The sequence below is a fragment of the Arthrobacter sp. UYCu512 genome (assembly GCF_040547075.1).
Classification (GTDB): Bacteria; Actinomycetota; Actinomycetes; order Actinomycetales; family Micrococcaceae; genus Arthrobacter.
In genome coordinates, this window is record NZ_JBEPPA010000003.1 from 104,699 (window position 1) to 129,595 (window position 24,897).

Annotated in this window: 25 protein-coding genes and 1 tRNA gene; 9 read left to right on the forward strand and 17 right to left on the reverse strand. The window is 65.2% G+C overall.

Annotation, left to right across the window (positions count from 1 at the left end; genetic code table 11):
* The first annotated feature begins 76 nt into the window (after positions 1-76).
* Complete coding sequence (locus ABIB49_RS04475) at positions 77-652, forward strand: hypothetical protein (protein ID WP_226774247.1); 576 nt, start codon at positions 77-79, stop codon at positions 650-652.
* On the opposite strand, the gene ABIB49_RS04480 is transcribed toward ABIB49_RS04475, so the two are convergent.
* The 3 genes from ABIB49_RS04480 to pdhA are packed head-to-tail and all read right to left on the reverse strand — an operon-like array spanning position 649 to position 4,234.
* Positions 649-2,049, reverse strand: a complete 1,401-nt coding sequence (locus ABIB49_RS04480) for a dihydrolipoamide acetyltransferase family protein (protein WP_354156751.1) — start codon at positions 2,047-2,049, stop codon at positions 649-651. The two genes, ABIB49_RS04475 and ABIB49_RS04480, sit on opposite strands and share 4 nt — an antisense overlap.
* Positions 2,046-3,056 (reverse strand): alpha-ketoacid dehydrogenase subunit beta, encoded by a 1,011-nt coding sequence (locus ABIB49_RS04485; protein WP_226774249.1) that lies wholly within the window; start codon positions 3,054-3,056, stop codon positions 2,046-2,048. Before ABIB49_RS04485 ends, ABIB49_RS04480 begins: the two co-directional genes overlap by 4 nt.
* Positions 3,056-4,234, reverse strand: a complete 1,179-nt coding sequence (pdhA, locus tag ABIB49_RS04490) for a pyruvate dehydrogenase (acetyl-transferring) E1 component subunit alpha (protein WP_354156752.1) — start codon at positions 4,232-4,234, stop codon at positions 3,056-3,058. Before pdhA ends, ABIB49_RS04485 begins: the two co-directional genes overlap by 1 nt.
* Before the next feature lie 195 nt (positions 4,235-4,429).
* Here pdhA and ABIB49_RS04495 point away from each other — a divergent pair, with 195 nt between their 5' ends.
* The gene (locus tag ABIB49_RS04495) at positions 4,430-4,903 is read left to right on the forward strand and encodes an Lrp/AsnC family transcriptional regulator (RefSeq protein ID WP_253033265.1); all 474 of its coding nucleotides are present in this window, start codon (positions 4,430-4,432) and stop codon (positions 4,901-4,903) included.
* Between the two features lie 129 nt (positions 4,904-5,032).
* Here the strand turns inward: ABIB49_RS04495 and ABIB49_RS04500 are convergent, their stop codons facing one another.
* Complete coding sequence (locus tag ABIB49_RS04500; RefSeq protein ID WP_282359317.1) at positions 5,033-6,649, reverse strand: monocarboxylic acid transporter; 1,617 nt, start codon at positions 6,647-6,649, stop codon at positions 5,033-5,035.
* Complete coding sequence (locus tag ABIB49_RS04505) at positions 6,646-7,026, reverse strand: DUF485 domain-containing protein (RefSeq protein ID WP_226774253.1); 381 nt, start codon at positions 7,024-7,026, stop codon at positions 6,646-6,648. The genes ABIB49_RS04500 and ABIB49_RS04505 overlap by 4 nt, the downstream gene beginning before the upstream one ends.
* Before the next feature lie 229 nt (positions 7,027-7,255).
* Between ABIB49_RS04505 and ABIB49_RS04510 the strand changes: the two genes are divergently transcribed.
* From ABIB49_RS04510 to ABIB49_RS04525, 4 genes are read left to right on the forward strand one after another with little or no spacing between them, the layout of a single operon-like run.
* On the forward strand, positions 7,256-8,473 hold the full coding sequence (locus tag ABIB49_RS04510) for a sensor histidine kinase (RefSeq protein ID WP_226774254.1): 1,218 nt from the start codon (positions 7,256-7,258) through the stop codon (positions 8,471-8,473).
* Between the two features lie 36 nt (positions 8,474-8,509).
* Complete coding sequence (locus tag ABIB49_RS04515; RefSeq protein WP_226774255.1) at positions 8,510-9,229, forward strand: LytR/AlgR family response regulator transcription factor; 720 nt, start codon at positions 8,510-8,512, stop codon at positions 9,227-9,229.
* A complete protein-coding gene (locus tag ABIB49_RS04520; RefSeq protein WP_226774256.1) occupies positions 9,226-9,603 on the forward strand; it encodes a DUF485 domain-containing protein in 378 nt (125 codons plus the stop codon). The genes ABIB49_RS04515 and ABIB49_RS04520 overlap by 4 nt, the downstream gene beginning before the upstream one ends.
* A gap of 7 nt (positions 9,604-9,610) precedes the next feature.
* Entirely contained in the window at positions 9,611-11,077 is a 1,467-nt protein-coding gene (locus ABIB49_RS04525; protein WP_226774257.1) for a sodium/solute symporter, read from the forward strand.
* 6 nt (positions 11,078-11,083) lie between these two features.
* Here the strand turns inward: ABIB49_RS04525 and ABIB49_RS04530 are convergent, their stop codons facing one another.
* The 6 genes from ABIB49_RS04530 to rpsB all read right to left on the reverse strand — a co-directional run bounded on the left by ABIB49_RS04530 (position 11,084) and on the right by rpsB (position 16,134).
* The gene (locus tag ABIB49_RS04530; RefSeq protein ID WP_226774258.1) at positions 11,084-11,662 is read right to left on the reverse strand and encodes a DivIVA domain-containing protein; all 579 of its coding nucleotides are present in this window, start codon (positions 11,660-11,662) and stop codon (positions 11,084-11,086) included.
* Between the two features lie 81 nt (positions 11,663-11,743).
* A complete protein-coding gene (locus ABIB49_RS04535) occupies positions 11,744-12,664 on the reverse strand; it encodes a phosphatidate cytidylyltransferase (RefSeq protein WP_226774259.1) in 921 nt (306 codons plus the stop codon).
* Positions 12,664-13,221 carry a ribosome recycling factor gene (gene frr, locus ABIB49_RS04540; RefSeq protein ID WP_226774260.1) on the reverse strand — a complete coding sequence of 186 codons (558 nt, stop codon included), beginning with the start codon at positions 13,219-13,221 and terminating at the stop codon, positions 12,664-12,666. Before frr ends, ABIB49_RS04535 begins: the two co-directional genes overlap by 1 nt.
* 109 nt (positions 13,222-13,330) lie before the next feature.
* A complete protein-coding gene (gene pyrH, locus ABIB49_RS04545; protein ID WP_226774261.1) occupies positions 13,331-14,068 on the reverse strand; it encodes a UMP kinase in 738 nt (245 codons plus the stop codon).
* Positions 14,069-14,264: 196 nt separating this feature from the next.
* Positions 14,265-15,101: a translation elongation factor Ts gene (gene tsf / locus ABIB49_RS04550; RefSeq protein ID WP_226774262.1), complete on the reverse strand. Its 837-nt coding sequence runs from the start codon at positions 15,099-15,101 to the stop codon at positions 14,265-14,267.
* 133 nt (positions 15,102-15,234) lie between these two features.
* Positions 15,235-16,134: a 30S ribosomal protein S2 gene (gene rpsB / locus ABIB49_RS04555; RefSeq protein WP_226774263.1), complete on the reverse strand. Its 900-nt coding sequence runs from the start codon at positions 16,132-16,134 to the stop codon at positions 15,235-15,237.
* A gap of 526 nt (positions 16,135-16,660) precedes the next feature.
* Here rpsB and ABIB49_RS04560 point away from each other — a divergent pair.
* Positions 16,661-17,236, forward strand: a complete 576-nt coding sequence (locus ABIB49_RS04560) for a M23 family metallopeptidase (protein WP_354156753.1) — start codon at positions 16,661-16,663, stop codon at positions 17,234-17,236.
* A 125-nt stretch (positions 17,237-17,361) separates the two neighbouring features.
* Here ABIB49_RS04560 and ABIB49_RS04565 read toward each other — a convergent pair whose 3' ends face one another.
* The 6 genes from ABIB49_RS04565 to ABIB49_RS04590 form a co-directional block, all read right to left on the reverse strand.
* Positions 17,362-18,552 (reverse strand): acyl-CoA dehydrogenase family protein, encoded by a 1,191-nt coding sequence (locus ABIB49_RS04565; RefSeq protein ID WP_253033274.1) that lies wholly within the window; start codon positions 18,550-18,552, stop codon positions 17,362-17,364.
* Between the two features lie 321 nt (positions 18,553-18,873).
* A tRNA-Ile gene (locus ABIB49_RS04570) sits at positions 18,874-18,947 on the reverse strand.
* Positions 18,948-19,026: 79 nt separating this feature from the next.
* Entirely contained in the window at positions 19,027-20,223 is a 1,197-nt protein-coding gene (locus tag ABIB49_RS04575; protein ID WP_253033275.1) for a glycosyltransferase, read from the reverse strand.
* Between the two features lie 104 nt (positions 20,224-20,327).
* Positions 20,328-21,233: a DMT family transporter gene (locus ABIB49_RS04580; RefSeq protein WP_226774267.1), complete on the reverse strand. Its 906-nt coding sequence runs from the start codon at positions 21,231-21,233 to the stop codon at positions 20,328-20,330.
* Positions 21,233-21,868 (reverse strand): CDP-alcohol phosphatidyltransferase family protein, encoded by a 636-nt coding sequence (locus ABIB49_RS04585; RefSeq protein WP_226774268.1) that lies wholly within the window; start codon positions 21,866-21,868, stop codon positions 21,233-21,235. Before ABIB49_RS04585 ends, ABIB49_RS04580 begins: the two co-directional genes overlap by 1 nt.
* 55 nt (positions 21,869-21,923) lie before the next feature.
* Entirely contained in the window at positions 21,924-22,817 is an 894-nt protein-coding gene (locus ABIB49_RS04590; protein WP_282359302.1) for a phage holin family protein, read from the reverse strand.
* 182 nt (positions 22,818-22,999) lie between these two features.
* Between ABIB49_RS04590 and ABIB49_RS04595 the strand changes: the two genes are divergently transcribed.
* Both ABIB49_RS04595 and ABIB49_RS04600 read left to right on the forward strand, forming a co-directional pair.
* Positions 23,000-24,223: a multidrug effflux MFS transporter gene (locus ABIB49_RS04595; protein ID WP_283479911.1), complete on the forward strand. Its 1,224-nt coding sequence runs from the start codon at positions 23,000-23,002 to the stop codon at positions 24,221-24,223.
* A 200-nt stretch (positions 24,224-24,423) separates the two neighbouring features.
* The gene (locus ABIB49_RS04600) at positions 24,424-24,831 is read left to right on the forward strand and encodes a hypothetical protein (RefSeq protein ID WP_309485681.1); all 408 of its coding nucleotides are present in this window, start codon (positions 24,424-24,426) and stop codon (positions 24,829-24,831) included.
* Positions 24,832-24,897 lie beyond the last annotated feature (66 nt).

Consider the following 24,897-nt stretch of genomic DNA (forward strand, 5'->3'; position numbering starts at 1 on the left):
TGACCGGATCCGGGGCTGCTCCCCGCCAACACTGCCTGCCCGGCCCGCCCCCCGACTACCTGAAAGGCTGATCCTTATGGAACCTGGTGAGCGCTTCACGGCCGGGCACCTGCACCGGATGTCCCCCGGGGACGCGGAACAGTCGGCAGCCGGCGTGCCCGGGCGGATACCGCCGGCTGCTCCGCTGCGGCATGCCGACGGTGCTGCCAACGAATTGTCGGCCGCACTGTGGGAAGAACGCCGGCATCTGGCTGCTGTGCTCGCTGCCCTGCACCAGGCGGATTCCCTGCCGCCGGGTGGAACACCGGAGCGCAGCGCGCTGTTGCTGGAACTCAGAACGGCCGGGCTGGCCCGGGACATTGCCGCCCGGGTATTGGCCAGCGCGTGGGGCATGCCGGACGACACCCCGCTCCCCGAACTGATCCTGGGCGCTCCGGACGGTCCATGGCCATTTATCTTCGGCTCCCATCTGGACGCTATCCGGGACCTGGTCAGCCGGATCGACGGCGTTCAGCAGCACCTGTCAACCGATCCGCAAGGCCCCGACGGCGCGCGGCCGCTTTCCCGCGAAAATTCGGCCCCGGTTCCGCGCCAGCTGCTGCGTTTCCTGGGCGGCCCCTGCGACCCGGCTCCGTCCCCGGACCAGCGCTAGACCATCGCCAGTACCATCGCCGGATCCGTGAGTATAATCCCGAGATCCTGCAGGAAACGCGAACCCTGCTCGCCGTCGACCAACCGGTGGTCGAAAGAGAGACTCAGTGTCATCACTTGGCGCAGCGCGACGTCGTCCCGGTACTCCCAGGGCATCTTCCGCACCGCACCCAGCGCGAGAATTGCTGCCTCTCCCGGGTTCAGGATGGGAGTACCGGAGTCGATGCCAAAGACACCAATATTCGTGATGGACATCGTCCCCCCGGACAGGTTGGCCGGACTCGTTTTGCCGGACCGCGCCGTGTCCGTCAGCTCCGTCAACGCGGCGGAAAGCTCCAGCAGGGACATTCGGTCGGCATCCTTGATGTTGGGCACTGTCAGTCCGCGCGGGGTAGCTGCCGCGATGCCCAGGTTCACGTAGTTGTACTGGACGATCTCCTGGTTCGCTTCGTCCCAGCGGGTGTTGAGCGTCGGGTGGTTCTTCAGTGCGATGAGCACGGCCTTGGACACCAGGGTCAGCGGAGTGAGTTTGTAGCCGGCAAACGCCCGGCTGGCCTTGAGCTTCGCCAGCAGTTCCATGGTCGGGGTGACGTCGATGGTCAGGAACTCCGTGACGTGCGGCGCGGTGAACGCGCTGGAGACCATCGCGGCGGCAGTGAACTTGCGCACGCCCTTGATCGGCGTCCGGGTTTCCCGCTCACCCCGGCCCGGGACCACGTCCTGCTCGGACATCCCGGCCAGGCCACGGCCCGCCACCGGCAAGTCCCCGCCGCCGGCGAAGTTGCGGACGTCATCGCGGGTGATCAGCCCAAACTCCCCGGTGCCGGTGACCGCAGCGAGATCAACGCCGAGATCCCTGGCCAGCTTGCGCACCGGCGGTGTGGACCGTGGGCGTTCGGCGGAGTCCGAAGCGGCAGGCCGCGTCTCGACGGGTTGGTCCACCGGCAGCACCGGCGCGGCCGGGACCGGTTCGAGGACCGGGGCGGACCGGGCGTGCTGGACGGCGGCTGAGGCAGCCGGGGCGGCGAAGTTGCGGGCGCGGCGCGCCGGCCGGCCCGAGGCTTCCAGGACGGCGCCGTAACCGACGAGATTCGGTTCGCGCGCGGCAGGTGCGGCTGCCCCGTCGGCGGCTGCCTCGCCGGCGTCGGCCTCCACTTCGAAGGAAACGATCGCTTTGCCCACCTCGACGACGGTGCCGGGCTGTTCGTGCAGCACGGTGATAACGCCGGCGAACGGCGAGGGGAGCTCGACGACGGCCTTGGCAGTTTCCACTTCCGCGATGATCTGGTTGAGCGCGACGGTGTCCCCCACCGCGACTCTCCACGCGACGATTTCCGATTCGGTCAGACCTTCACCGAGGTCCGGGAGCCTGAATTCCTTGATCATGGTGGCGCTCATCCTTCCAGTCCGCTCAGGGAGTTGTGGCGGCCCAGGGCACGGTCGACGCCGTCCAGGATGCGGTCCAGTCCCGGGAGATGGTGCATTTCAAGCTTTGAGGACGGGTAGGGGACGTCGAAGCCTGTTACCCGGACCGGGGCGGCCTCGAGATGGTAGAAACAGCGTTCGGTGATGCCCGCGGCGACTTCGGCGCCGATTCCGCCGGTCTGGGACGCTTCGTGGGTGATAACGAGCCGGCCGGTCTTCCGGACCGAGGCCTCCAGGGTTGCGAAGTCCAGCGGGGCCAGTGAGCGCAGGTCGATGACCTCGATCGAAATACCCTCGTCCGCCGCGGCGAGGGCGGCGTCTTTGGCAGTCTTGACCAGCGGGCCGTAGGCCACGAGGGTAACGTCCGTGCCCACGGTGACCACCCGGGCCTTCTCCATCGGCAACGCGGCGGCGGGCTCCAGGTTTTCGTCCACCTCGCCCTTGTCGTGGTAACGCCGCTTGGGCTCGAAGTACAACACCGGATCATCCGAGGCGATGGCCTGCTGGATCATCGTGTAGGCATCCTGCGGGTTGGAAACGGAGATCACACGCAGGCCCGAGGTGTGCGTGAAATAGGCCTCGGGTGATTCGGAATGGTGTTCCGGGGACCCGATGCCGCCGCCGAAGGGCACCCGGATGGTAATGGGCATCTTCACCGCCCCCTGGGTGCGGTAGTGCATCTTGGCGACCTGGCTGACGATCTGGTCGAACGCCGGGTAGATAAAACCGTCGAACTGGATTTCCACCACCGGGCGGTACCCGCGGTAGGCCAGGCCTACGGCTGTGCCCATAATGCCGGATTCGGCCAGCGGGGTGTCCACAACGCGGTGCGTGCCGAAATCCTTCTGCAGCCCGTCGGTGACGCGGAAGACACCGCCTAGGGCGCCGATGTCCTCGCCCATGAGGATCACCTTCGGATCATTCTCGAGGGACTTGCGCAGGCCCGAATTGATGGCTCGGGCAAAGGTCATCTGCGTCATCAGCGTGCACCTTCTTCAGAAGCGGCCTCTGCGGGATCGCCGAAGGAAGCCAGGTAACGGGAATAGTGGTCCTGCTGGCGGTCCAGCGGGGAATGCGGGGTGCTGTAGACGTGTTTGAAAATATCCATCGGCGCCGGCTCCGGCATGTTGATGGTGCCGGACCGCAGCGCTTTGGCCACCGCATCCGCCTTGGCGGCGACGGCGGTTTCACGTTCCGCGGTGAGCAGTCCCTTGCGGTCAAGCAGTGACTTCAACCGGGCGATCGGGTCCTTCGCGGCCCAGTCCTCGAGTTCGTTGGCGTCCCGGTACTTGGTGGGGTCATCGGCCGTGGTGTGCGGACCCATCCGGTAGGTGACGGCCTCGATGAAGGTGGGACCGCCGCCGCGGCGCGCCCGGTCGGTGGCGATCCGGGTTGCCGCCATCACGGCCAGGACGTCGTTGCCGTCCACCCGCATGCTGGGGATGCCGAACCCTGCAGCACGGTCCGCGATCTGGATGTGGGACTGCAGCCGGACGGGCTCGGAAATGGCCCAGTGGTTGTTCTGGCAGAAGAAGACCACCGGGGACTGGAAGCTGGCGGCAAACACCAGGGCCTCGTTGACGTCACCCTCGCTCGTGGCACCGTCACCGAAGTACGCCACGGCGACTGAATCGGCGCCGTCGTTCTGGATTCCCATCGCGTAGCCGGTGGCGTGCAGGGTCTGGGCGCCGATGATGATCTGCTGGGTTGCGACGTTGACTGTGTAGGGGTCCCAGCCCGCTAGCGCGTTGCCCCGCCAGGCCTTGACAAGGTCCTCCGGGTTGACGCCCCGGCAATAGGCGACGCCGTTGTCGCGATAGCTGGGGAAGACGAAGTCGTCGTCGCGGAGGGCACGGGCAGAGCCGATCTGGGACGCTTCCTGGCCCAGTAGCGGGGGCCACAGGGCCAGCTCGCCCTGGCGCTGCAGGGCGGTTGCCTCGGTGTCGATCCGGCGGATAACCACCATGTCCTCGTAGAGCGACCCGAGCTGGTCGTCACTGACGTCCTGGACCCAGGGGTCGAACTCGGGATGGCTGACGCGTTCACCCCCGGGGGTAATGAGCTGGAGGAGGTCCCCGCCCGAGCGCCTGTTTGATTCTGCACTGTTTCCGGGGCCACCGGCGGAAATGCCGCCCTTGCCCGCGTCGTCGGTAAACACAGTTTTCCGCACCTTCTGACGTCGTCTGACCGGGACTTTCGGGACTCGTGATCCCGGTCTGTGCCAGCCGCCCGGGCGCCGTTGCCCCGGATAGTTGTGACCCTACTCACAACTCTCATTGGGTACAACCGGCTGCACGATAATTGAGCATTCTGCACTGCCGGACCGCAGCGGACCGTGCTAATCTTGCGCACTATGCAACCCCTGGATGGCACCGACACCCGCCTGCTTTCTGCCCTGGCGCGGGACCCCCGCAGGACCGTGGTTGCGCTGGCACAGAAGCTGGGTCTCTCACGGAATACCGTGCAGGCCCGGATGGCCCAGCTGGAGAAGAAACACGTATTCCTCTCCTTTGAGCGCCGCATCAATCCGGCCTCGCTGGGCTACCCCCTGATGGCTTTCATTTCGGTGCACGTACAGCAGCAGAAGCTCGGCCAACTGGCGGTGGAATTGGCTGACATCCCGGAGATCCTGGAGGGCTTCGGCCTCACCGGATCGGCCGACCTGCTGCTGCGCGTCGTGGCCCTCGATGCCGAGGATCTGTTCCGGATCAACGGAAAGATCCTGGCTTGCGGCGGTGTGGACCGGACGGACACCGCGCTGGCCATGAGCGAGATGATCCCGTTCCGGATCCAGCCGCTGCTGGAACGCGGCTCAGCCGACGGCTGACGTTTCCGAGGCCGGGTTCCCGCCCGGAACGCCGCCGGCTTGGCACGATCACACAGGAAGAGCCCCCGTGCTGATGGCACGGGGGCTCTTGGCCTTGCCGGCCGGCGACGTTCCGCCGGCTGTTGATGACTAGTGGTCGGTGGCCTTTTCGGCGCCCACCCCGGTGAGGGAGCGGACTTCCATTTCGGCCTGCTTGGTGCTGTCTTCCAGATTCTTGTCCAGCACCGAACCGAGCCAGCCCAGGATAAACGCGAGCGGGATGGAGATGATGCCTGGGTTGCTGAGCGGGAAGATCGCGAAGTTGGCGCCCGGGATCATGGACGTCTTGGCACCCGAGACCACCGGGGACAGCGCGATCAGGATGATCGCCGAGCCCAGGCCGCCGTACATGCTCCAGATGGCGCCTTGGGTGGTGAACTTGCGCCAGAACAGCGAGTACACGATGGTGGGCAAGTTGGCCGAGGCAGCCACCGCGAAGGCGAGGGCCACAAGGAATGCGACATTCTGGCCGTTGGCGAAAATGCCGCCGGCGATGGCCAGCAGGCCGATGACCACCACGGTGCGGCGGGCGACCTTGACTTCGGTGTCGGCGTCGGCTTTGCCCTTGGCAATGACGCTGGCGTAGATATCGTGCGCGAACGATGCCGCCGCGGTGATTGTCAGCCCGGCGACGACGGCCAGGATGGTGGCGAAGGCCACCGCGGAGATAAAGCCGAGCAGCAGCGGTCCACCCAGGTGGAATGCCAGCAGCGGTGCTGCCGAGTTGACGCCGCCGGGGGCGGACTTGATCGTTTCGGCGCCCACGAGCGCAGCGGCGCCGTAGCCCAGGACGAGGGTGAACAGGTAGAACACGCCGATCAGCCCGATGGACCAGACCACTGACTTGCGGGCTTCCTTGGCGGTGGGAACCGTGTAGAAGCGCATCAGCACGTGGGGCAGGGCCGCGGTACCAAGTACCAGGGCCAGGCCCAGGGACATAAAGTCGAGTTTGGAGGTCTCGGACTTGCCGTACTGCAGGCCCGGGTTGAGCATGTTCGGGTTGCCCGAGGTTTCCACTGCTCCACCGAGCAGGTCGGAGAGGTTGAAACCGTAGATGGCGAGGACCCAGAAGGTCATCACGGCGGCTCCCGCGATCAGGAGCATGGCCTTGATGATCTGGACCCAGGTGGTGCCCTTCATACCGCCGATCAGTACGTACATGATCATCAGGGCGCCGACGACGATGATCACCAGGGCCTGTCCGCCCCAGTCGCTGATGCCCAGCAGCAGGGAAATCAGGCTGCCCGCTCCGGCCATTTGTGCGAGCAGGTAGAAGAAGCAGACGGCGAGTGTGGAGATGGCTGCCGCAATCCGCACCGGGCGCTGCTTGAGCCGGAAGGAGAGCACATCGGCCATGGTGAACTTGCCGGTGTTGCGCAGCAGCTCAGCGACGAGCAGCAGTGCGACGAGCCACGCGACGAGGAAACCGATGGAGTACATAAAACCGTCATAGCCGTTGATGGCAATGGCCCCGGTGATGCCCAGGAAGGAAGCCGCCGAGAGGTAGTCGCCGGCGATGGCGGTGCCGTTCTGCGGGCCGGTGAAGGACCGGCCGGCCGCGTAGTAGTCTGCGGCCGTTTTGTTGTTGCGGCTGGCCTTGATCACGATCACCATGGTGATCGCCACAAACACCGCGAAGATGCCCATGTTGAGCAGGGTGGTGTCCTTGAGATCCGCAACGTTGACTGCGGGAACCATAAGCGTCATTTTGTTACCCCGGTGATCTGGTTGCCGTTTTTATCGAATTCGTGGCCTTCGATTTCGTGGCGGATTTCTGCGGCGATCGGGTCGAGCCGGCGGTTTGAGTAACTGACGTACCAGCCGGTGATAGCGAAGGTGGTCACGAACTGCGCCAGCCCCATGACCAGGCCAACGTTGATGTTGCCCCACAGCTTGATGGACATAAACCCTGCCGCGTAGTCGGCCAGCAGGACGTAGGCGAAGTACCAGAGCAGGAAAGCAATGGCCATCGGAAAGACAAAGCTGCGGTGACGTTTGCGCAGTTCCTGGAACCGCTCGGTCGACTGGACTTCCTTGAAGTCCACGGCCGCCGCGGCGTCCGTATTTTGGGCTTCGTGACCCATCGTTCCTCCTCATTGAGAGATTTGAGTCCACACCGGCTGCCCTGGCCTGCTCCGAACAGCCCGCCGGCCAATGTGACTGCAATCACTGTCTCCCGTGACGTGCCTAACATGCCAGAACCGCAGTACCGTGCGTCGCTCAACGGTCGGGATGCTGCGCTCAGCGGTGCCGGCAGGACCGTCGGGAGCCTCACCTGCCCCTGCCCGTCCTGCGCCGCGATACGCTGGGCGCATGCCCGACTCTCCGCTGTTCATCACCGCCGCCATCGCAGTGATCGCGGCGGCGATCGCCGTCGTCGTCGCCGTCGGTTTAAAGGTGCTCCGCTCCTTCCGGGAGCTTGGCACCGACGCGGAGCGGGCCACCTACAAGACGCTGCATACGGCGTCGCGCGCCGGCCAGCACCTTCGCACGGGGCTTAACCCTGCCGGTGCCGCGAAGGCGAGCCGGCAGCTGCGCAACCTGCTGGGCTGTGACGCGCTGGCGATCACCGACGCTGCCGGCGTGCTCGCGTGGGACGGTGCCGGCGAGGAGCTTGAGCCGCTGCTGATGGAGCTGGCGTCCGGGGTGCTCGCCGGCGGCCACACCGCGGTGATCCCGGCGGGTGAACTGCAGGAACTGGCACAAAACAAGGGCTCCGTGAGCACCCGGCCGGAGGTGGAACGCGCCGCGGTGATTGCCCCGATCAAGGCCGGGGCCCGGGTAGTGGGCGTCGTGGCCGCTTTTGCCCCGGCGGCCGGCGCAGGGCTGGTACGGGCCACCAGCGAAGTAGCCGACTGGGTGGCCGCGCAGGTGGAGCTGGCCGAACTCGACGCGTCCCGCACGCTCCTGATGGAGGCAGAGGTGCGGGCACTCCGGGCCCAGATCAGCCCGCACTTCATCTACAACTCGCTGAACGCGATCGCATCGTTCATCAATACCGACCCGGTCCGGGCCCGTGAACTGGTGGTGGAGTTTGCAGATTTCACCCGCTACTCCTTCCGCCGGCATGGTGACTTCACCACCCTCGCCGAGGAACTGCGCTGCATCGACCGTTACCTGCTGCTGGAGCGGGCCCGGTTCGGCGACCGCGTCCAGGTGAGCCTCCGGATCGCCCCCGAAGTGCTCAGCACCGTCATCCCCTTCCTGAGCCTGCAGCCGCTGGTGGAAAACGCCGTCCGGCACGGTCTCGAAGCCAAGGAGGGCCCCGGCCACATCGCCATCACGGCGCACGACTCCGGCGCCTTCGCCGAGGTGACCATCGAGGACGACGGCGTGGGCATGGATCCGGACCAGCTGCGGACGATGCTCGCCGGGCACGGCGAGGGAGACCATGTTGGGCTGCGCAACGTTGACGCCCGGCTGCGGCAGGTCTACGGCGACGACTACGGGCTGGTCATCGACACGGCGCCCGGGGAAGGCACCCTGATCACGATGCGCGTGCCTAAATCCCAGCCTCGCCACGACGCCTGACCGGGACCCAAATGCCGTCGGCAGTAGTCTTGAGCCATGATTAACGTCCTCGTCGCCGACGACGAGTTGCCCGCCGTTGAGGAACTTGCCTTCCTGCTGGGCCGGGATGACCGAATCGGCGCTATCTTCCGGGCTTCCTCCGGTGCCCAGGCTCTGCGCGCCCTCGAGGCCGAGGAGGTCGACGCCGTCTTCCTCGACATCCACATGCCCGCGGTCTCCGGCCTGGATATCGCCCGCGTCATCGCCCGCAGCAGCAAGCCTCCCGCGATCGTTTTTGTCACGGCCGACGAGGACTGCGCGCTGGAAGCGTTCGAGTTGGCCGCCGTCGACTATCTGCTCAAACCCGTCCGGGCCGAGCGGCTGGCGAAGTCGATAGGCAGGATCAGCGAGTTGCTCAAGGACGGCGCACCGCGACCGGAAATGATCACCGTTGACCTCGGCGGCACCACCAAGATGATCCGCCGCGAAGACGTCACCTATGTCCAGGCCCAGGGAGACTACGCCAGGCTGCATACCACCGACGCAAGTTACCTCATCCGGGTACCGCTGGCCGACCTGGAACAGCAATGGGCCGAAGCCGGGTACCTGCGCATCCACCGTTCCTACCTCATCGCACTCAAGCATGTCAGCCAGATGAAGCTCGCGGCCGCCCGGCCGAGTGTCACCGTAGCGGGGGCCGAACTGCCCATCAGCAGGCGGCATCTGCCCGCGGTGCGGGAAAAACTCGAGGCGACCCGAATCCGTCCCCAGTCATGACCCGGGTCCGAGTCACAGCGCCCCGCAACACCACACCCGGCGCCGGCTTACCGCCGGCTGCACTGCCGGGCGCCGATTCGCGCGACGCCGCGGAGGAATCCGATGCCGGGCAGGTTTTTGTCCGTTCGCTAATCCGCTCGCAGTTGCGGCTTGCGGTGGTGGTGGCCGCAGGCTTCCTGCTGATCCTGGTTGCATTCCCGCTGATGCTGGGTCTGGTCCCCGGCCTCGCTGACTCAACGATCCTGGGACTGCCCTTCGACTGGGTGCTGCTCGGCGCCGGGATTTATCCGGTCATCGGACTCAGCGCCTGGCTCTATGTCCGGACGGCGGCCAGGAACGAGGCCCGCTACCGGGATCTCGTTGGAGACAAGTGAGGCGCCCGTGAACCCTGTCGTCGGCATAGCGGCCTTTGCCGCCGTCTCGCTGGCCACTGCCGCCATCGGCTTCTATGGGCTGCGGATCTCTCGCACCACCGGGGATTTTTATGTTGCCTCCCGTACTGTCCGGCCCTGGTGGAACGCCTCGGCGATCGGCGGTGAATATCTTTCGGCGGCGAGCTTCCTCGGCGTCGCCGGACTCATCCTGCTCTCCGGCACTGACGCGCTGTGGTTCCCGGTGGGGTACACGGCCGGCTACCTGATGCTGCTCCTTTTTGTCGCCGGCCCGCTTCGCCGCTCCGGTGCGTACACCATTCCCGATTTCACCGAAGCGCGGCTCGACTCCCGGGTGGTCCGCAGCGTCACGAGCGTCGTCGTTGTGGTGGTCGGCTGGCTGTACATCGTTCCGCAACTCCACGGCGCGGCGCTGGCCATCCGAATCACCACCGGGCTGCCCTCTTGGGTAGGGATGGTGGCGGTGGTCGCCGTCGTCTGCGTCACAGTGGTGTCCGGTGGAATGCGGTCCATTACCTTTGTCCAGGCGTTCCAGTACTGGCTGAAACTTACGGCACTTGCAGTGCCCATCCTCTTTGTCGTTTTTGTGCTGGCGGACTCCGGGGCACCGGCTGTGGCCCCGGCACCCGCGAACCCGACGGGCGCGGCGCCGGCGGGGCTATACCAGAACGTCTCGCTGCTGGTCGCGCTGCTGTTCGGGACCCTCGGGCTGCCCCACGTGCTGGTGCGCTTTTACACCAACCCCGACGGGCAGTCCGCCCGCCGCACTACCCTGATAGTTCTGGGTTTACTCTCGGTCTTCTATCTCTTCCCGACGGCGTACGGGCTGATCGGCCGGATGTTCGCGCCGGAGTTGGCGCAGAGCGGCCAGGCCGATGCCCTGGTGCTGCTGCTTCCCCGGGAGCTTGTGGGCGGCATGGCCGGTGATCTGTTGTCCGCCTTAGTGGTCGCCGGGGCCTTTGCCGCGTTCCTGTCCACGACGTCCGGACTGGTGGTTTCGCTCGCAGGCGTGATCAGCCAGGACCTCTTCGGCGGCAGTGTCAAAGGCTTCCGGCGGGCGGCAGTGCTGTCGGCAGTGGTCCCGCTGGGAATCGCATCGATGACGGGTTCCCTTGCCCTGGCCGGCAGCGTAGGGCTGGTTTTTGCCTTTACCGCATCCACACTGTGCCCGGTGCTTCTGCTGGGCATTTGGTGGCGCGGGCTGACCGACGCGGGGGCAATCGCCGGTATGGCCGCAGGGTCGGTGTTGTGCGGCGGGGCGATGGTGGCGGGGTCCATGCTGGGCGCCCGGGGTACCCCCGATTGGCTGGCGCAGCCGGCGGCCTGGACGGTGCCGGCCGCGTTTGCCGTGATAATCCTGGTTTCCCGGGCCACCCGGAACCGAGTGCCGCGGACCGTCACCCGGCTTATGACGCGCCTGCACACCCCTGAGCGGCCGCTGGTCACGGAGCGCTGACAACGCTCAGTCGATTGCGGCCATCAGCTCTACGACCCGGTCCAGGAAAGCGTCCACCTGGTTTTCCTCGTAGCCATCCTTGCCAACGGCGGGGCGGAAGACAGCGCGGCGGACATTGTCCACACTCAGCGGCTTGTCTTTTTCCAGGTAGCCGATCAGCGAGTGGCACAGGTCATCCACGTCGCTGGTGTTGTAGCTGCGGGCTTTGACCTTCGCGGGGCGCCGGAAGCGCTGGCCGTCGGGGCGGTGCAGCCGGCCACGGAGCATTCCGGCGAGCCGGCCGATCTCGCGGAGCCAGGCGTCCTCGCCGCGTTCGAGGACAAGCTCGTCGCGTTCCCGCACGGCGAGGGCGTCCTCAAGCCGGTCCAGGGCCGCGTCCACGGCTGCTGCAGCATAGCCGGCCTTAACGGGGTCGAAGGAGACGGCACGGACATCGGCGCTCTTGACCGGCCGCCCGGCGGACCGGGGGGATTCGAAGGAAACCCGGGCGCGCTGCATAAACTGGTCCACCTGCTTGGCATTGTAGCCGTACTGGTTCCGCTCCACGCGGTCAAAAGACGCAGGAATCTGACGTTGAATGTCCACTGTAACTGTTGTTCCTTCAATGCCGTTCGGCTGGTTTGCCCGGCCCCATTCTAGGGGCCGGAGGGTGGAAGATTGACAGCCTCACGCGCCGGCAAAGAGTGAGTAAAGGATAAACGCCGCCGGGGAAGCGAAGACGATCGAGTCCAGCCGGTCCATAACCCCGCCGTGCCCGGGCAGGATACTGCTCATGTCCTTGATCCCCAGTTCGCGTTTGACCATGGACTCGGAGAGGTCCCCGGCTGTTGCTGCGGCCACCATGCCCGCAGCCAGCGCCGCACCGAACCACCAGGGCTTGTCCAGTACGTAGACGGCGGCGAGCACCCCCACAAGCGTGGCACCGGCGATGGACCCGGCGAAGCCCTCCCAGCTTTTTTTGGGACTGATTTTCGGTGCCATCGGGTGCTTGCCGATCGAAGCGCCGACGAGGTAGCCGAAAGTGTCATTCGCGACCACCAGCAACAGCAGGGTGGCAATCTGCCAGGCTCCGGGGGGAATGAGGCCGTCCGGCCAGAGCCACACCGGCGTTTCGCCCGCCACGGTATGCAGCGGCAACACGGCGAAGCTGATCATAAACGGGATCCAGGCCAGGGTGAAGACTCCGGCGAAGATGCTGCGCGCGGAACCGGCGGCACCGTCCAGGGACCGCCACAACAGCACCGCTACGCTGCTGAGCATCATGGCGAACAGGAGGCTCTCGACGCCGCCAAAGTAGGAGGATACGGGCATCGCCGCGGTGCCGATCATCACCGGAACGATCGGCACCCTGGTGCCCGAGGCTTCCAGCGCCCGAAAGACTTCCCAGACGCCGAAAACGCCAAAGGCCGTGACGATCAGGACAAAACCCAGCGGCAGGAACAGCAGCCCGCCCAGGACAAAAAAGAGCATCCCAAGACCCACCACAATCGCGGCGGGTAGATTCCTGCCGGCTTTCGGCGTCGGGTTTGTCCGTTGCTTCCGCCGCACCCGGATATCAGCTCCGGGTTCCCCCTGTTCCTGCGTCATTAGACCTCGAGCAGCTCGGCTTCCTTGCGCTTGAGCAGATCATCGATACCGTCGACGTGGGCCTTGGTCATGGCGTCGAGTTCTTTTTCGCCGCGGTTGCCCTCGTCCTCGCCGGCTTCGCCATCCTTGACGAGCTTGTCCAGCGTTTCCTTCGCTTTGCGGCGGATGTTGCGGATGGACACCTTGGCATCCTCACCCTTGGTCTTGACGATCTTGACGTATTCCTTGCGGCGTTCCTGGGTGAGATCGGGGATGGTGATCCGGATGACGCTGCCGTCATTGGAGGGATTGGCGCCCACCTCGGAGTCGCTGAGGGCCCGCTCGATCTCGCGCAGTGCGCTCTTGTCGAACGGCGTGATCAGGATGGTGCGGGCATCCGGGATGGCAAAGGACGCCAGCTGCTGCAACGGCGTAGGCGAACCGTAGTAGTCCACCAGGACTTTGTTGTAGAGGCCCGGGTTGGCGCGGCCAGTGCGGATCGAGGCGAAGTCTTCCTTGGCTACCTCAATCGCCTTGTCCATCTTTTCCCCGGCTTCGAGCAAGGTTTCTTCGATCACGATCTCTCCTCAGAAATTGGTACACCCGCCACTGGCGGGGTGCTGTTGTGTTCCGGCTGCTTTCCCGCACTGCGGGGGCGGAACTGTCCTCGAAACATCCTAGCCGCTGCTAGGGACTGACTACGGTGCCCAGGTCCTCGCCCAGAATGGCGCGGGTGACGTTGCCATCACCTTCCATCCCGAACACCACCATGGTGAGGTTGTTATCCTTGCACATGGTCATGGCCGTCTGGTCCATCACACGGATGTCCCGGCGGAGGGCTTCGTCGTAGCTGAGGTGGTGCAGCTTCTCGGCCGTGGGGTCTTTCTTCGGGTCCGCCGTGTAGACGCCGTCGACGCCGCTTTTGGCCATCAGGACGACGTCGGCGTGAACCTCCAGGGCGCGCTGGGCGGCCACTGTGTCGGTGGAGAAGTACGGCAGGCCCGCACCGGCGCCGAAGATGACAACACGGCCCTTTTCCATGTGGCGGATGGCACGGCGCGGAATGTACGCCTCAGCGACCTGGCCCATGGTGATGGCGCTTTGGACCCGGGTCTCGACGCCGGCCTGCTCCAGGAAGTCCTGGAGGGCCAGGCAGTTCATCACCGTGCCAAGCATGCCCATATAGTCGGCCCGGGACCTGTCCATGCCGCTCTGCGAGAGTTCGGCTCCGCGGAAAAAGTTTCCGCCGCCGACGACGATGGCAACCTCGACGTCCGGCACTGCAGCTGCGATCTGCTTGGCCACGCCGCGGACGGTATCCGGGTCAACGCCGAGCTTGCCGCCCCCGAAGACCTCGCCGGAGAGCTTCAACAGGACGCGGCGCCTGCTCTTCTTTGGCTGGGCTGAAGTGGTGACGGTTTCCATGGTGCCTTCCCGTTGGTGAGCTCTGAGCTAGGTTATCGTGCCCGGGGCCAAAGGCGTGACTCGCCCCGGGCCAGGATGCGCCCGGGGTCACCCGGGCGCGTGCAGGGTGCATAACACTGGGCCTGCATACAAAAAGGGCGGCCACCGCAGTGGCCACCCCTTTTGCGTGTCTGACGAGGGTCAGACGGGTGTCTGGCTAGGAACCGACGCGGAAGCGCGTGAACGCGGTGCCCTTGACGCCGGCCTCGGTGAGGACCTGCGCAACAGACTTCTTGGCGTCCTTGGCGAACGACTGGTCAAGGAGGACCTCGCCCTTGTAGAAACCGGTAACCCGGCCTTCCACAATCTTGGTCATTGCTGCCTCGGGCTTGCCTTCAGCCTTAGCCGTCTCTTCGGCGATGCGCCGCTCCGACTCAACGAGCTCGGCCGGCACATCCTCGCGGGAGAGGTAGTTCGGGGACATCGCGGCGATGTGAACGGCGACGTCGTGGGCTGCGGTGTCTGCCGTCTCGCCTTCGCCGTCAACTGCGAACAGGACGCCGACCTGGGCCGGGAGATCCTTGGAGGTCTTGTGCAGGTAAGCGTCGACTGTGGCACCCTCAACGCGGGAAATCCGGCGGACAACAACCTTCTCGCCCAGCACGGCGCCCTCTTCGATAACAACCTCGGAGAGCGGCTTGCCGTCAACTTCGGTGGCCAGCAGGGTCTCGAGGTCGGCGGCGCCGGACTCGACTGCAACGGCCAGAACCTTATCGGCCAGCTGGATGAACTTGTCAGCCTTCGCGACGAAGTCGGTCTCGCAGTTGACTTCAATCATTACGCCGACGCCGCCGTCGACCTTGGCAGCAACCAAGCCCTCAGCGGTGGAACGGCCTTCGCGCTTGGTAGCGCCCTTGAGGCCCTTGATGCGGATGATTTCGATTGCCTTCTCGGCATCGCCGTTGGCCTCGTCAAGAGCCTTCTTGACATCCATCATGCCGGCGCCAGTGCGCTCGCGCAGAGCCTTGATATCAGCGGCAGTGTAGTTCGCCATGTGAACCCCTCTGTCTAGAAATTATGGGTGGTGTACGGACCGACAGGACGGCAGCTCACCAGGTGAGCCACCATCCTGTCAGTTCCCCTGCGCTGCGGAGAGCGGGCGGGGAGATCCGAATTTATTTGTCTGACTACTTGGCTTCGTCGGCCGCAGCAGCTTCGGCAACCGGTGCCTCTTCAGCAGCAGCAGCTTCGGCAACCGGTGCCTCTTCAGCAGCAGCAGCTTCGGCAACCGGTGCCTCTTCAGCAGCAGCAGCTTCGGCCTTGTTGCCTTCGAGGAGCTCGCGCTCCCACTCGGCGAGCGGCTCTTCCGGAGCTTCCGTGGTGCCGGTGGCGCGCTGGTTGCGGGCGATGAGGCCTTCAGCAACGGCGTCGGCAACAACGCGGGTCAGCAGGTTCACGGAGCGGATGGCGTCGTCGTTGCCCGGGATCGGGAAGTCGACTTCGTCGGGATCGCAGTTGGTGTCCAGGATCGCAACAACCGGGATGTTCAGCTTCTTGGCCTCGTCGACAGCAAGGTGTTCCTTCTTAGTGTCAACGATCCACAGCGCGGAGGGCGCCTTGGTCAGGTTGCGGATACCACCGAGGTTGGTGTTCAGCTTGGTGAGTTCGCGGCGAAGGAGCAGCAGTTCCTTCTTGGTGTAAGCGGAACCGGCGACGTCGTCGAAGTCGATCTCTTCCAGTTCCTTCATGCGCTGGATGCGCTTGGAGACGGTCTGGAAGTTGGTCAGCATACCGCCAAGCCAACGCTGGTTCACGTACGGCTGGCCCACGCGGGTGGCCTGCTCGGCGATGGATTCCTGCGCCTGCTTCTTGGTGCCGACGAAGAGAACGGTGCCGCCGTGTGCAACGGTGGCCTTCACGAACTCAAAGGCACGGTCGATGTAGGACAGCGACTGCTGCAGGTCAATGATGTAGATGCCGTTGCGCTCTGTGAAGATGAAACGCTTCATCTTCGGGTTCCAACGGCGGGTCTGGTGTCCAAAGTGGACGCCGCTGTCAAGCAGCTGGCGCATAGTTACGACGGGCATGCCGGCGCTCCTTCCGGCAGGTCATTCATGAGAGAGCCCATGGGATCTCTTACCCTGCCACTAGTTGACGGTTGATTAGCAACACCCAGGCGGGCAGTGCTCCTGGCATCCACTGCGCTTCTTCTCCGAACCACTGGCCCGGACCGAAAGAGGCGCAGTCCAGCTCATCTGAAGGGTTTAAGCTTCCAATAAGCCGGGCTGGATACGCGTAGTCAGCGCTGCTTCCCCGCACCCCTGAATGAGGCGTGCCGGCTTGGACAAGTACCTTGTTCAAGCGTGAGGGCACAGCAAACTGCTCCACCAAGTGTACTACAGGGACGGTGTAAAACCGGACGGCTTCCCCGCACCTGAAGGGGCTGCGTGCGAGCCCGAAACCTACCGCCCGGGCCCTACGCCTGGTGGCCGGCGGCTTGCGGATTTGAGGTCGCCGCGGCCGTGGAGCCGCCGTACGGGAGCCCCGGCTGCGCTATCCACATAACACCCGGCAGCGCTTCCTTCGGTCCGGGTGCGGTTGCAGGCTTGGAACATGAAACGTCGGATGCATCGTGCGGCCCTGTTCGCCGTTGTGTTGGCCATCTCCCCCGCGGCGGCCGCCGCCGTCCCGGGACCCGCCGGCGGTCCTGCCGGCGGCGGCCCAAGCGGCGGCGGCCCAAGCGGCGGCGGCCCCGGGGTGGCCGCCGGGTGGAGCTGGCCGCTGCACCCCGCCCCTGCCGTCCTGCGCGGCTTTGATCCGCCGGCGAAGCCGTGGCTGGGCGGCCACCGCGGGGTGGATCTCCAGGCTACGGACGCGGGCGCCCCGGTCACCTCGCCAGCCGCCGGCCGGGTGAGCTTTGTCGGCATCGTTGTGGATCGTCCGGTGATCACCGTGGATCACGGCAACGGGATCAGAAGCAGCTTCGAGGCGGTGCGCAGCGATTTGAAGGATGGTGCCGCCGTCGCGGAGAGGGCTGTCCTGGGCTGGATCCAGCCAGGCCACTGCACACCGGGACCGTGCATTCATTGGGGAGTCCGACGCGCCGATAGCTATCTTAATCCACTGGCCTTCGTGACCGACCTGCGGCCTTCAGTCCTACTCCCCCCGTTGGACCCCACCCCCGGATAAGGGTCAAGCCTGCAACCGACGGACCAGGGCCCCGCCGGACGGGATGCGGCCGCCGGAAGGGGATGCGGCCGCCGGGGCAGCACGCCTGCATCGACGAGCTTGGCGCAGGTGCCTTCGCGCGCTGGCTAGACGATCGCGGAGATGCCCGTGATCGCTCGGCCGGTGACGAGGGTGTTGATCTCGTGGGTGCCCTCGTAGGAATAGATGGCCTCGGCATCGGAGAAGACCTTGGCCATCTCATAGTCGGTCACAATCCCGTTGCCGCCGAGAATGCCACGGCCCAACGCCACACTCTCACGCATGCGTGCGGTGGTGAATGCCTTGGCCAGGGCAGACTGCTCGTCCTTGGCCTGGCCCAGGTCCTCCAGCTGGGAGAGGCGGACCATCATACCCATCGAGCTGACGGCGTTGCCGAGAATCTGCACAAGCTGGTGCTGCACCAGCTGGAAGGAAGCGATCGGACGCCCGAACTGGCTGCGTTCCACAGCGTAACGGCGCGCCACGTCGAAGGCCGCAAGCTGCTGGCCCACTGCCTGCCAGGCAACGGCAAGGCGGGTGACCTTGAGGACCTTGTTCGTGTCGCGGAAGCTGTTGGCGTTCGCGAGCTTGAAGAATTCCGGCACCACTACGTTCTCAAGGGTGATGTCGGCGTTCTGGACAGTGCGCAGCGAGATCTTGTTCTCGATCTTGGTGGCGCGGTAGCCCTCAGTTTTAGTGTCCACCAGGAAACCTTTCACCTGGTTGTCGGCAAGGTCCCGGGCGTAGATGACCACCCAGTCCGAGAACGTGGCGTTGCCGATCCAGCGCTTTGCTCCGTTTAGGATCCAGCTGTCTCCCTCCCGGCGTGCAGTCGTTCTTGTGCCGCCGGCAACATCGGATCCGCCAAGGGGCTCGGTGAGGCCAAAAGCGCCGATCTTTTTAAGCGAGTAGATGTCCGGTAGCCATGCGTCCTGCTGCTCCTGTGAGGCCAGCGCCTCAATGGAGCCGGTAAAGAGTCCGTCATGGACGCCCATAAACGTGGCAATGGAGGTGTCAGCGCGGGTTGCCTCGGCGTGCATAATTCCCGCGAAGAGGTTGGAGTACCCCTGCCGCCGGACCGGGCTGACCAGATCAATCTCGGCAAGCTTGGGAATCAGGTCCATCGGGAATTCCCCGCGGTTCCAGCAGTCAACGGCGATCGGTTTGACTTCCCGGGCCAGGAACTCCCGGACCTCCGCGAGCCGGTCCCGCTCCTTGCCGCTGAGCAGCTGCTCGAACGCAAAGAAGTCGCCGTCGGCGTAGGGGAGGTTGTTGATGTCGATGTCAGCTTTGGACATGGTGTTCCTTCACGTGGGATCAGCAGCGGCCAGGATGACGCGGGCGTTGCGCCGGCAGGATGTTACTCACGAGTAACTTACCGCACCACTCGGGAGCACCGCAAGTGACGCAGGCCATAGCCCAGTGCAGGAAAGGCCATATTTTCATCCCGTAACAAGCTGCCGGCGACGGCGCCAGGCAAAAAGAAGCCGCGCGGAAGCGGGCAATCCCCGGGGGCCGGCCAAAAAACAGTAGCCGGGCAAAAACGGGAGCCGTGGCTGGCGCTGTCACGCCGGCCACGGCTCCCGTGGATGCGGGCCCGGCAGGGTCCCGCTTAAAGGTAGGGCTACTCGGACTTGAACCGAGGACCTTAGGATTATGAGTCCCGCGCTCTAACCAGCTGAGCTATAGCCCCGTGGGCCAGGAAAACGTTTCCGGCCTGAGGGCCGTTCGCTTTCCGGGCAAAATCACTCTAGCAATAGTAGTGTCCCGGGTCAGACAACGAGGTCGTCGTAGCTCGCGCCGCGGTAAAGGTCCTCGAAGCACCGGAGGGTGCGTTCGAGGCTGTGGCTTTCCACCATTCCCCGGCTCGCCTTGCCCATCGCCGCCAGCTCGTCCGCGGGCAGCGACAATACCCGGACCATCTTGGCTGCCAGGTCGTCACTGTCATTGGGTGTAAACAGGTAGCCGTTCTCGCCGTCGTGCACCAGGTGCGGCAACGCCATGGCGTCGGCCAGCAGGACCGGAGTGGAGGCCGACATCGCTTCCAGCGTCACGAGGGACTGCAGTTCGGCGGTGCCGGGCATACAGAACAGATCAGCGGCCTGGTAGGCCTTGCGGAGATCGGCGTCACTGGCCAGCCCGAGGAACTTCACCCGGCCCTGCAGGCCCAACCGCGCAACCTGTGCCTCGAGGGCCGGGCGCACTTCGCCGCCGCCGACAATCTCGAGGTGAACGTCAAGCTCCTTGGGTGTCTTCGCAACAGCATCGATGAGGACGTCTATGTGCTTTTCCTCGGCCAGCCGGCCCACGAACAGTGCTGTGGGGCTGGCGTGGCGCACCAGCTCCTCGCCGGGTTTGAGTTCGTAGGCGGCGGAGTCGATGCCGTTGGAAAGCGGCAGCACCTTGCGCAGGAAGGCGTGCTCGTGCATTGCCTGGGCGGCCAACGGGGTCGGGGTGGTGACGACGTCGGCCTGGCCCATGACCTTCCCCATGTCCTTCCAGGAAATGCGCCCCACAATGTTCTTGAACCACTGCGGGAACGGCAGGAACGGGTTCAGGTTCTCGGGCATAAAGTGGTTGGTCGCCACAACCCGGATGCCGCGCTTGAGTGCCTCGTAGAGCACATGTTCGCCGATCATGTAGTGGCTTTGGATGTGCACCACATCCGGCTTGATCCGGTCGAACAGCAGGCTGATTTCCTTTTTGATTTCCCAGGGGAACGTGATCCGGAAGTATTCGTGCGTGGGCACTGAGTGCGAGCGGATCCGGTGGACCGTACCCTCCTCGCAGAATTCGGTGTAACTCCCGCCTGTGTCCGGGCGGCAGGCGAGGACGTGAACGTCGTGACCGCGCGCCTTCATGCCCTTGGCCAGGCGGTAGCCGAACATGGCAGCGCCATTGACGTGGGGCGGATAGGTGTCCGCGGCAATCAGGATGGTCAGCGGGTGCTGGTTGTCAGGCATGGTCACGTGGAGAGCTCCTGGTGGTCACGGTGAGGGCAGCTGGGTTGGTGGTGGCCGGCTGGCCAACGGCAGAGGCGTACCTGGCCTGCTGCTGAGTTCTGGTTGATGTCCTAGGACACGCGCCCTTCGGCCTTCCGCGCTTCCCTCTTGCGCTTGGTGACTTCGGGATGGTGCCTGGACAAGGCGATCACTCCCACGATAGCAAGCGAACCGGCCACGCCCATCGCCATCGCAGTCACGGCATGCACGTCGGCGCGCAGCTCACCCAGGATCGTGATCCCGATCGCGATGCCAACGATCGGGTCTATCACAGTCAGCCCGGCAATCACGAGGTCCGGCGGACCGCCGGAGTACGCGTTCTGGACGAACCAGGAGCCCAGTCCGCCGGCGGCCGCGATGGCGACCACCGAGTACCACGGCACGTTCAGCAGAACGAGCCCGTTCGGGTCCAGGAGGTGCCTGCCGATGATGCGGGTCAAGACGGCAACAAAGCCAAACAGGATACCGGCGCCGAGGATGTAGACGAAGGCGCTCATCCGGTGTTTAAACATCACGGTCAGTGTCCCGAACACACCAACCCCCAAGGCGAGCAGGAGCACAATGGTTAGCTCATCGGAGGAACTGACCTGGTGGTTCTCCTGGGTCACGTTGACGGCCAGGAGCACAAACATTGCCGAGCCCGTGACGCAGGCGGAGATGGCCACCACAGTGGCCCGGTTGATGCTCAACCCCTGGTCCTTGGCGTTGACGATGGTGGTGATGACCAGGGCAATCGCCCCGATCGGCTGGACCACGGTCAGCGGCGCCATGACCAGTGCGACGGCGTTCATCGCCATGCCCACGGTCAGCAGCAGCAGGCCAAACACCCAGCGCCGGCTGCGGAGCAGCCTGAGCAGGCCATGACTGCTCAGGGCCAGTCCCCCGGTGTCCGCCTTGACGGCGCTCCCCTGGCGCTGGGCGCCGATGGCGAGGCAAAACGCACCGAGAACGGCCAGCAGGACAGCGAACCACACCATTAGGGGGTGCCGCCGTCGACGTCGGGTGTGTGGTCCTTGACTGCGGTCCCCTTGCGGATGATGGCCCAGAAATAGTTGTAGGCGGCGATCCAGTGACCCACGAGGCCCAGCCCGAGGCAGATCCAGGCTGCGACGAGGTAGATGCCGGCGCCCGGAACAGGGAGCTTCGCGAGCACAAGCAGCGGTGTTCCAAGCAGCAGCAGGGCAGTCCGGACCTTGCCGATCCGGCTGACGGGCAGGTCAGGGTGGCTGTGGAAGTAGTACAGCGACAAGGTCAGCAGGACGCCGTCCGGGATAAGGAGGGCCGCGAGGTACCACCATTGCACAACGCCGGCGATCACGAGCGTCACGGCAACGGCAATCAGCGCCAGCCGGTCCGCGATGGGATCCATAACCCGCCCCAGATGGGACATCTGGTCGTAGCGGCGGGCAACGTAGCCGTCCACCCAGTCGGTGCTGCCCATGACCGCCAGGACGAGGGCAGCAAAGCCATACTCCTGCGCCCCGAGGACGAGCCAGATGAACAGCGGGACGCCAAGGAACCGGACCACTGTCAACACGTTGGGGATGGTGAAGACCCTGTCGTGGTGAGTCTGGGGCTGACCAGGCCGGGCTCCAGCGCCGATGAACCTCATCGGATCCCCCTTTCCCTGGCCGGCAACGTGCGGACGTTGCAGTTCAGCGTTCTGCCTAACCTTTGAGTAGTTTGCGCAGCAGGAATACCATCGCAGCGGCCGAGGCGGCCAACGCGACGAGCGGTTTCCACCGCTGTCCCAAGTCGGCTGCCATACCCGCCGCTCCGGTCGGGCTGCCATCCGGCACCGCACTGCGTGCCGGAATGTGCCCGACGGCGGAGCGGAACCCTGCGACCTTGCCGCCGAGCTGTTCCTTGCCGTTCTGCAGCTTCGCCTGCGCTGCGGTCAGCAGGGCCTGCGCCTGGGGCTTGACGTCGAGTTCAGCATTGAGTTCATCACGGACCCCGGTGAGATGGGCCCGGCGCTGGTCCAGCCGGCGTCGCAGTTCCGATTCCGTGGGCGGCGGACCGAAGTCGGGCTCGGCGGCTTTCTTCGCTTCCTTCTCAGCTTTGGCCTTGGCTGCGGCCTCAGCCTTCGCGGCCTTCGCGGCCTTGAACTGAGCGGACGAAGGATCCAGCAGGGCAGCATCGAAAGCGGAGCCCTCCTTGGCGATGCCAAGGTCGTACTTGAGGCCGCGGATGGTGTCGGCCGGGACCAGCGGCATGGCCTTTTTGAATTTGTTGACACCTACCAGGCCGGCTATCGCGGCAATCAGCAGGAAGACGGCGCAAACCAGCAGGGCGGCGAGCCAGGCCGGCATAATCGTGGCGAGACCCATGATGGCGGCGACAATAAGGCCAATGACGAGGAAGGCGACGAATATAAGGGCGACGGCGAGAACGGCGGCGGCAACGCCGACTTGGATGCCTTTGCGCTTGATCTCGACTTTAGCCAGGGCAATCTCGTCGTTGAGCTGCCGCGGAGCCAGCTTGAAGATTAGTTTCAAGGTCTTGGGCAGCGCTGAAATGCGCGGCGCCCCGGTTGTCCCGCCGCTGTGACGTCCGCTCATCGGTCCTGCCTCACTCGTTACGTCTGTGATTCCGCTTCCGCGGGCTTGTCGGGTCTGCGCAACCTGACGCAGACCCCGGTGTCAAAACTACCATTCAGTCTTCCCGGCGCGGCGCCGGCGCGGGCTGTGGCGCGCCCGTTCGAGGCACCTAGCGGTGAGAGTGAGCCCTAGGATTGGTCTCTGTGACTACACCCACGAATCCCGGTGATTCCCTGAGCCGCCGTCGGAAGCTCCTCTACATTCTGATGCTCGGCGCGCTGACCGCGTTGGGGCCGTTCACTGTGGACCTTTATCTTCCGGCGTTCCCGGCCCTGGAAGAGAGCCTGAAGGTCTCGGAGGCGGCTGTCCAGCTGACGCTGACCGGCACCACCATCGGCTTTGCGTTGGGCCAGTTGGTGGTCGGTCCGCTCAGCGACAAGTTCGGCCGGCGGCTACCGCTGATCCTCGCGACCGGAGTGCACATCACGGCCTCCTTGGGGGCGGCACTGTCAACTGATATCTCCACGCTGGGCTTCTTCCGGGTGCTGATGGGGATCGGTGCCGCGGGCGGGGGCGTGGTGGCCATGGCCATGGTCCGGGACCTGTTCAGTGGCTACGCCATGGTGCGCATGTTCTCCCGGATGGCCCTGGTAAATGGCCTGGCGCCCATCCTTGCTCCGGTAATCGGCTCGCAACTGCTGCTTTTTATGCCGTGGCCCGGGATCTTTTTGTTCTTGGCCGGCTACGGGGCCTGCGTCCTGACCGCAGCGGTGTTCGTCGTCCGCGAGACGCTGCCCCGGGAAATGCGCGGAAAAACCGGCATGACTGCCCGCCAGCGCTACGCCGTGCTGTTCGCCGACCGGATTTTTGTGGGGCTGCTGCTGGTCGGGGGTATGAACTTTGCCGGGCTGTTCACCTACCTTTCCGCGTCACCTTTCCTGTTCCAGAATGTGTACTCCTTCAGCCCGCAGCAATACGGGCTGCTCTTCGGCGTGAATTCGCTGGGTATTGTCGCCGGTGTGCAGACCAGCTCGCGGCTTATCCGCAGGGTCCCCCCGCAGTGGATTCTGGCCTGCTCCACGGCGTGGATGTTCCTGATGGCAGTGTTGATCGTAATTTTCGACCAGCTGGGCCTCGGGCTGTGGGGCGTGATGGTGCCGCTGTGGTTCTACATCCTCGGCGCGGGATTCACCTTTCCCTGCGTCCAGGTGCTGGCTTTGGCCAAGCACGGAGCGCAGGCCGGGACCGCTGCTTCCCTGCTGGGTGCCGCCACCTTTCTGCTGGCGGGCCTCATCTCGCCGGTGGTCGGCTGGCTCGGAGTCACCTCAGCCACGCCGATGGGCGCCGTCCAGGCCGCGTGCATCTTCCTGTCCGCCGCGTCTTTGTGGCTGATAGTCCGGCCCCGCACGGTACCGGCGATCCAGTAGCAAGCCACCCGCGGGACATGCCCACCCTCCGCGGGACAAGCCCCCCTCCGCGGGACATGCCCACCCTTGGCACCCAGGACCGGGCACATAGCCACTATGTCCGCCGGGGAACCCGAACACAGAGCATGTCCACCTGGTGCGGGCGTGGTCCCGCCGTCCGGCCCTGTTGCGGCCCCACACCGGGCGATAAAGTGGAAGACGTGCCCCACTGGCAGGATCCTCCGCCCTTACCGGCCACGTGGCAGCGGTCCGACACCGGAATCCTGCCTCTGTGGTGGGATCGCCTGTGCACCCAAATGAGCCAACAGTCGGCCGCGCTCTTCGCCGCAGGGCTGTTCGCCGAGGACCGCCGGCGCCCGATCGCGCAGTGGTACAACCCGGCCCACAATTCCGCGCTCCTGGTCGCCCCGGAGACCTCCCCGGAGTGGCCCGTGCAACGCTTCGCCATCTTCTACGCTCCGCCAGGTGGCGGCTTCACCCAGGTCCACTCGGCGCCGCACGAATGGCACCCGCGAGAACCACGCACGTCCCCCACCGAACGCGAAGCCTTCCAGGCCGCCGTGGCCGAGGCTGAACGCTTCCTGCAGGTGGAGATGTACTTCGTCTGAGCACGCGGGAGGGTGCCCGGCACAAGCACAAAAAAGGTCCCGCAGCCGGATACTCACCGACTGCGG

Bases quoted from the DNA above. Each gene is read 5' to 3' on its own strand.
- ABIB49_RS04475 (WP_226774247.1), top strand. From the start codon at position 77: ATGGAACCTGGTGAGCGCTTCACGGCCGGGCACCTGCACCGGATGTCC.
- ABIB49_RS04480 (WP_354156751.1), bottom strand. From the start codon at position 2,049: ATGAGCGCCACCATGATCAAGGAATTCAGGCTCCCGGACCTCGGTGAA.
- ABIB49_RS04485 (WP_226774249.1), bottom strand. From the start codon at position 3,056: ATGACGCAGATGACCTTTGCCCGAGCCATCAATTCGGGCCTGCGCAAG.
- ABIB49_RS04495 (WP_253033265.1), top strand. From the start codon at position 4,430: ATGCAACCCCTGGATGGCACCGACACCCGCCTGCTTTCTGCCCTGGCG.
- ABIB49_RS04500 (WP_282359317.1), bottom strand. From the start codon at position 6,649: ATGACGCTTATGGTTCCCGCAGTCAACGTTGCGGATCTCAAGGACACC.
- ABIB49_RS04505 (WP_226774253.1), bottom strand. From the start codon at position 7,026: ATGGGTCACGAAGCCCAAAATACGGACGCCGCGGCGGCCGTGGACTTC.
- ABIB49_RS04510 (WP_226774254.1), top strand. From the start codon at position 7,256: ATGCCCGACTCTCCGCTGTTCATCACCGCCGCCATCGCAGTGATCGCG.
- ABIB49_RS04515 (WP_226774255.1), top strand. From the start codon at position 8,510: ATGATTAACGTCCTCGTCGCCGACGACGAGTTGCCCGCCGTTGAGGAA.
- ABIB49_RS04520 (WP_226774256.1), top strand. From the start codon at position 9,226: ATGACCCGGGTCCGAGTCACAGCGCCCCGCAACACCACACCCGGCGCC.
- ABIB49_RS04535 (WP_226774259.1), bottom strand. From the start codon at position 12,664: ATGACGCAGGAACAGGGGGAACCCGGAGCTGATATCCGGGTGCGGCGG.
- pyrH (WP_226774261.1), bottom strand. From the start codon at position 14,068: ATGGAAACCGTCACCACTTCAGCCCAGCCAAAGAAGAGCAGGCGCCGC.
- tsf (WP_226774262.1), bottom strand. From the start codon at position 15,101: ATGGCGAACTACACTGCCGCTGATATCAAGGCTCTGCGCGAGCGCACT.
- rpsB (WP_226774263.1), bottom strand. From the start codon at position 16,134: ATGCCCGTCGTAACTATGCGCCAGCTGCTTGACAGCGGCGTCCACTTT.
- ABIB49_RS04560 (WP_354156753.1), top strand. From the start codon at position 16,661: ATGAAACGTCGGATGCATCGTGCGGCCCTGTTCGCCGTTGTGTTGGCC.
- ABIB49_RS04565 (WP_253033274.1), bottom strand. From the start codon at position 18,552: ATGTCCAAAGCTGACATCGACATCAACAACCTCCCCTACGCCGACGGC.
- ABIB49_RS04580 (WP_226774267.1), bottom strand. From the start codon at position 21,233: ATGGTGTGGTTCGCTGTCCTGCTGGCCGTTCTCGGTGCGTTTTGCCTC.
- ABIB49_RS04585 (WP_226774268.1), bottom strand. From the start codon at position 21,868: ATGAGGTTCATCGGCGCTGGAGCCCGGCCTGGTCAGCCCCAGACTCAC.
- ABIB49_RS04590 (WP_282359302.1), bottom strand. From the start codon at position 22,817: ATGAGCGGACGTCACAGCGGCGGGACAACCGGGGCGCCGCGCATTTCA.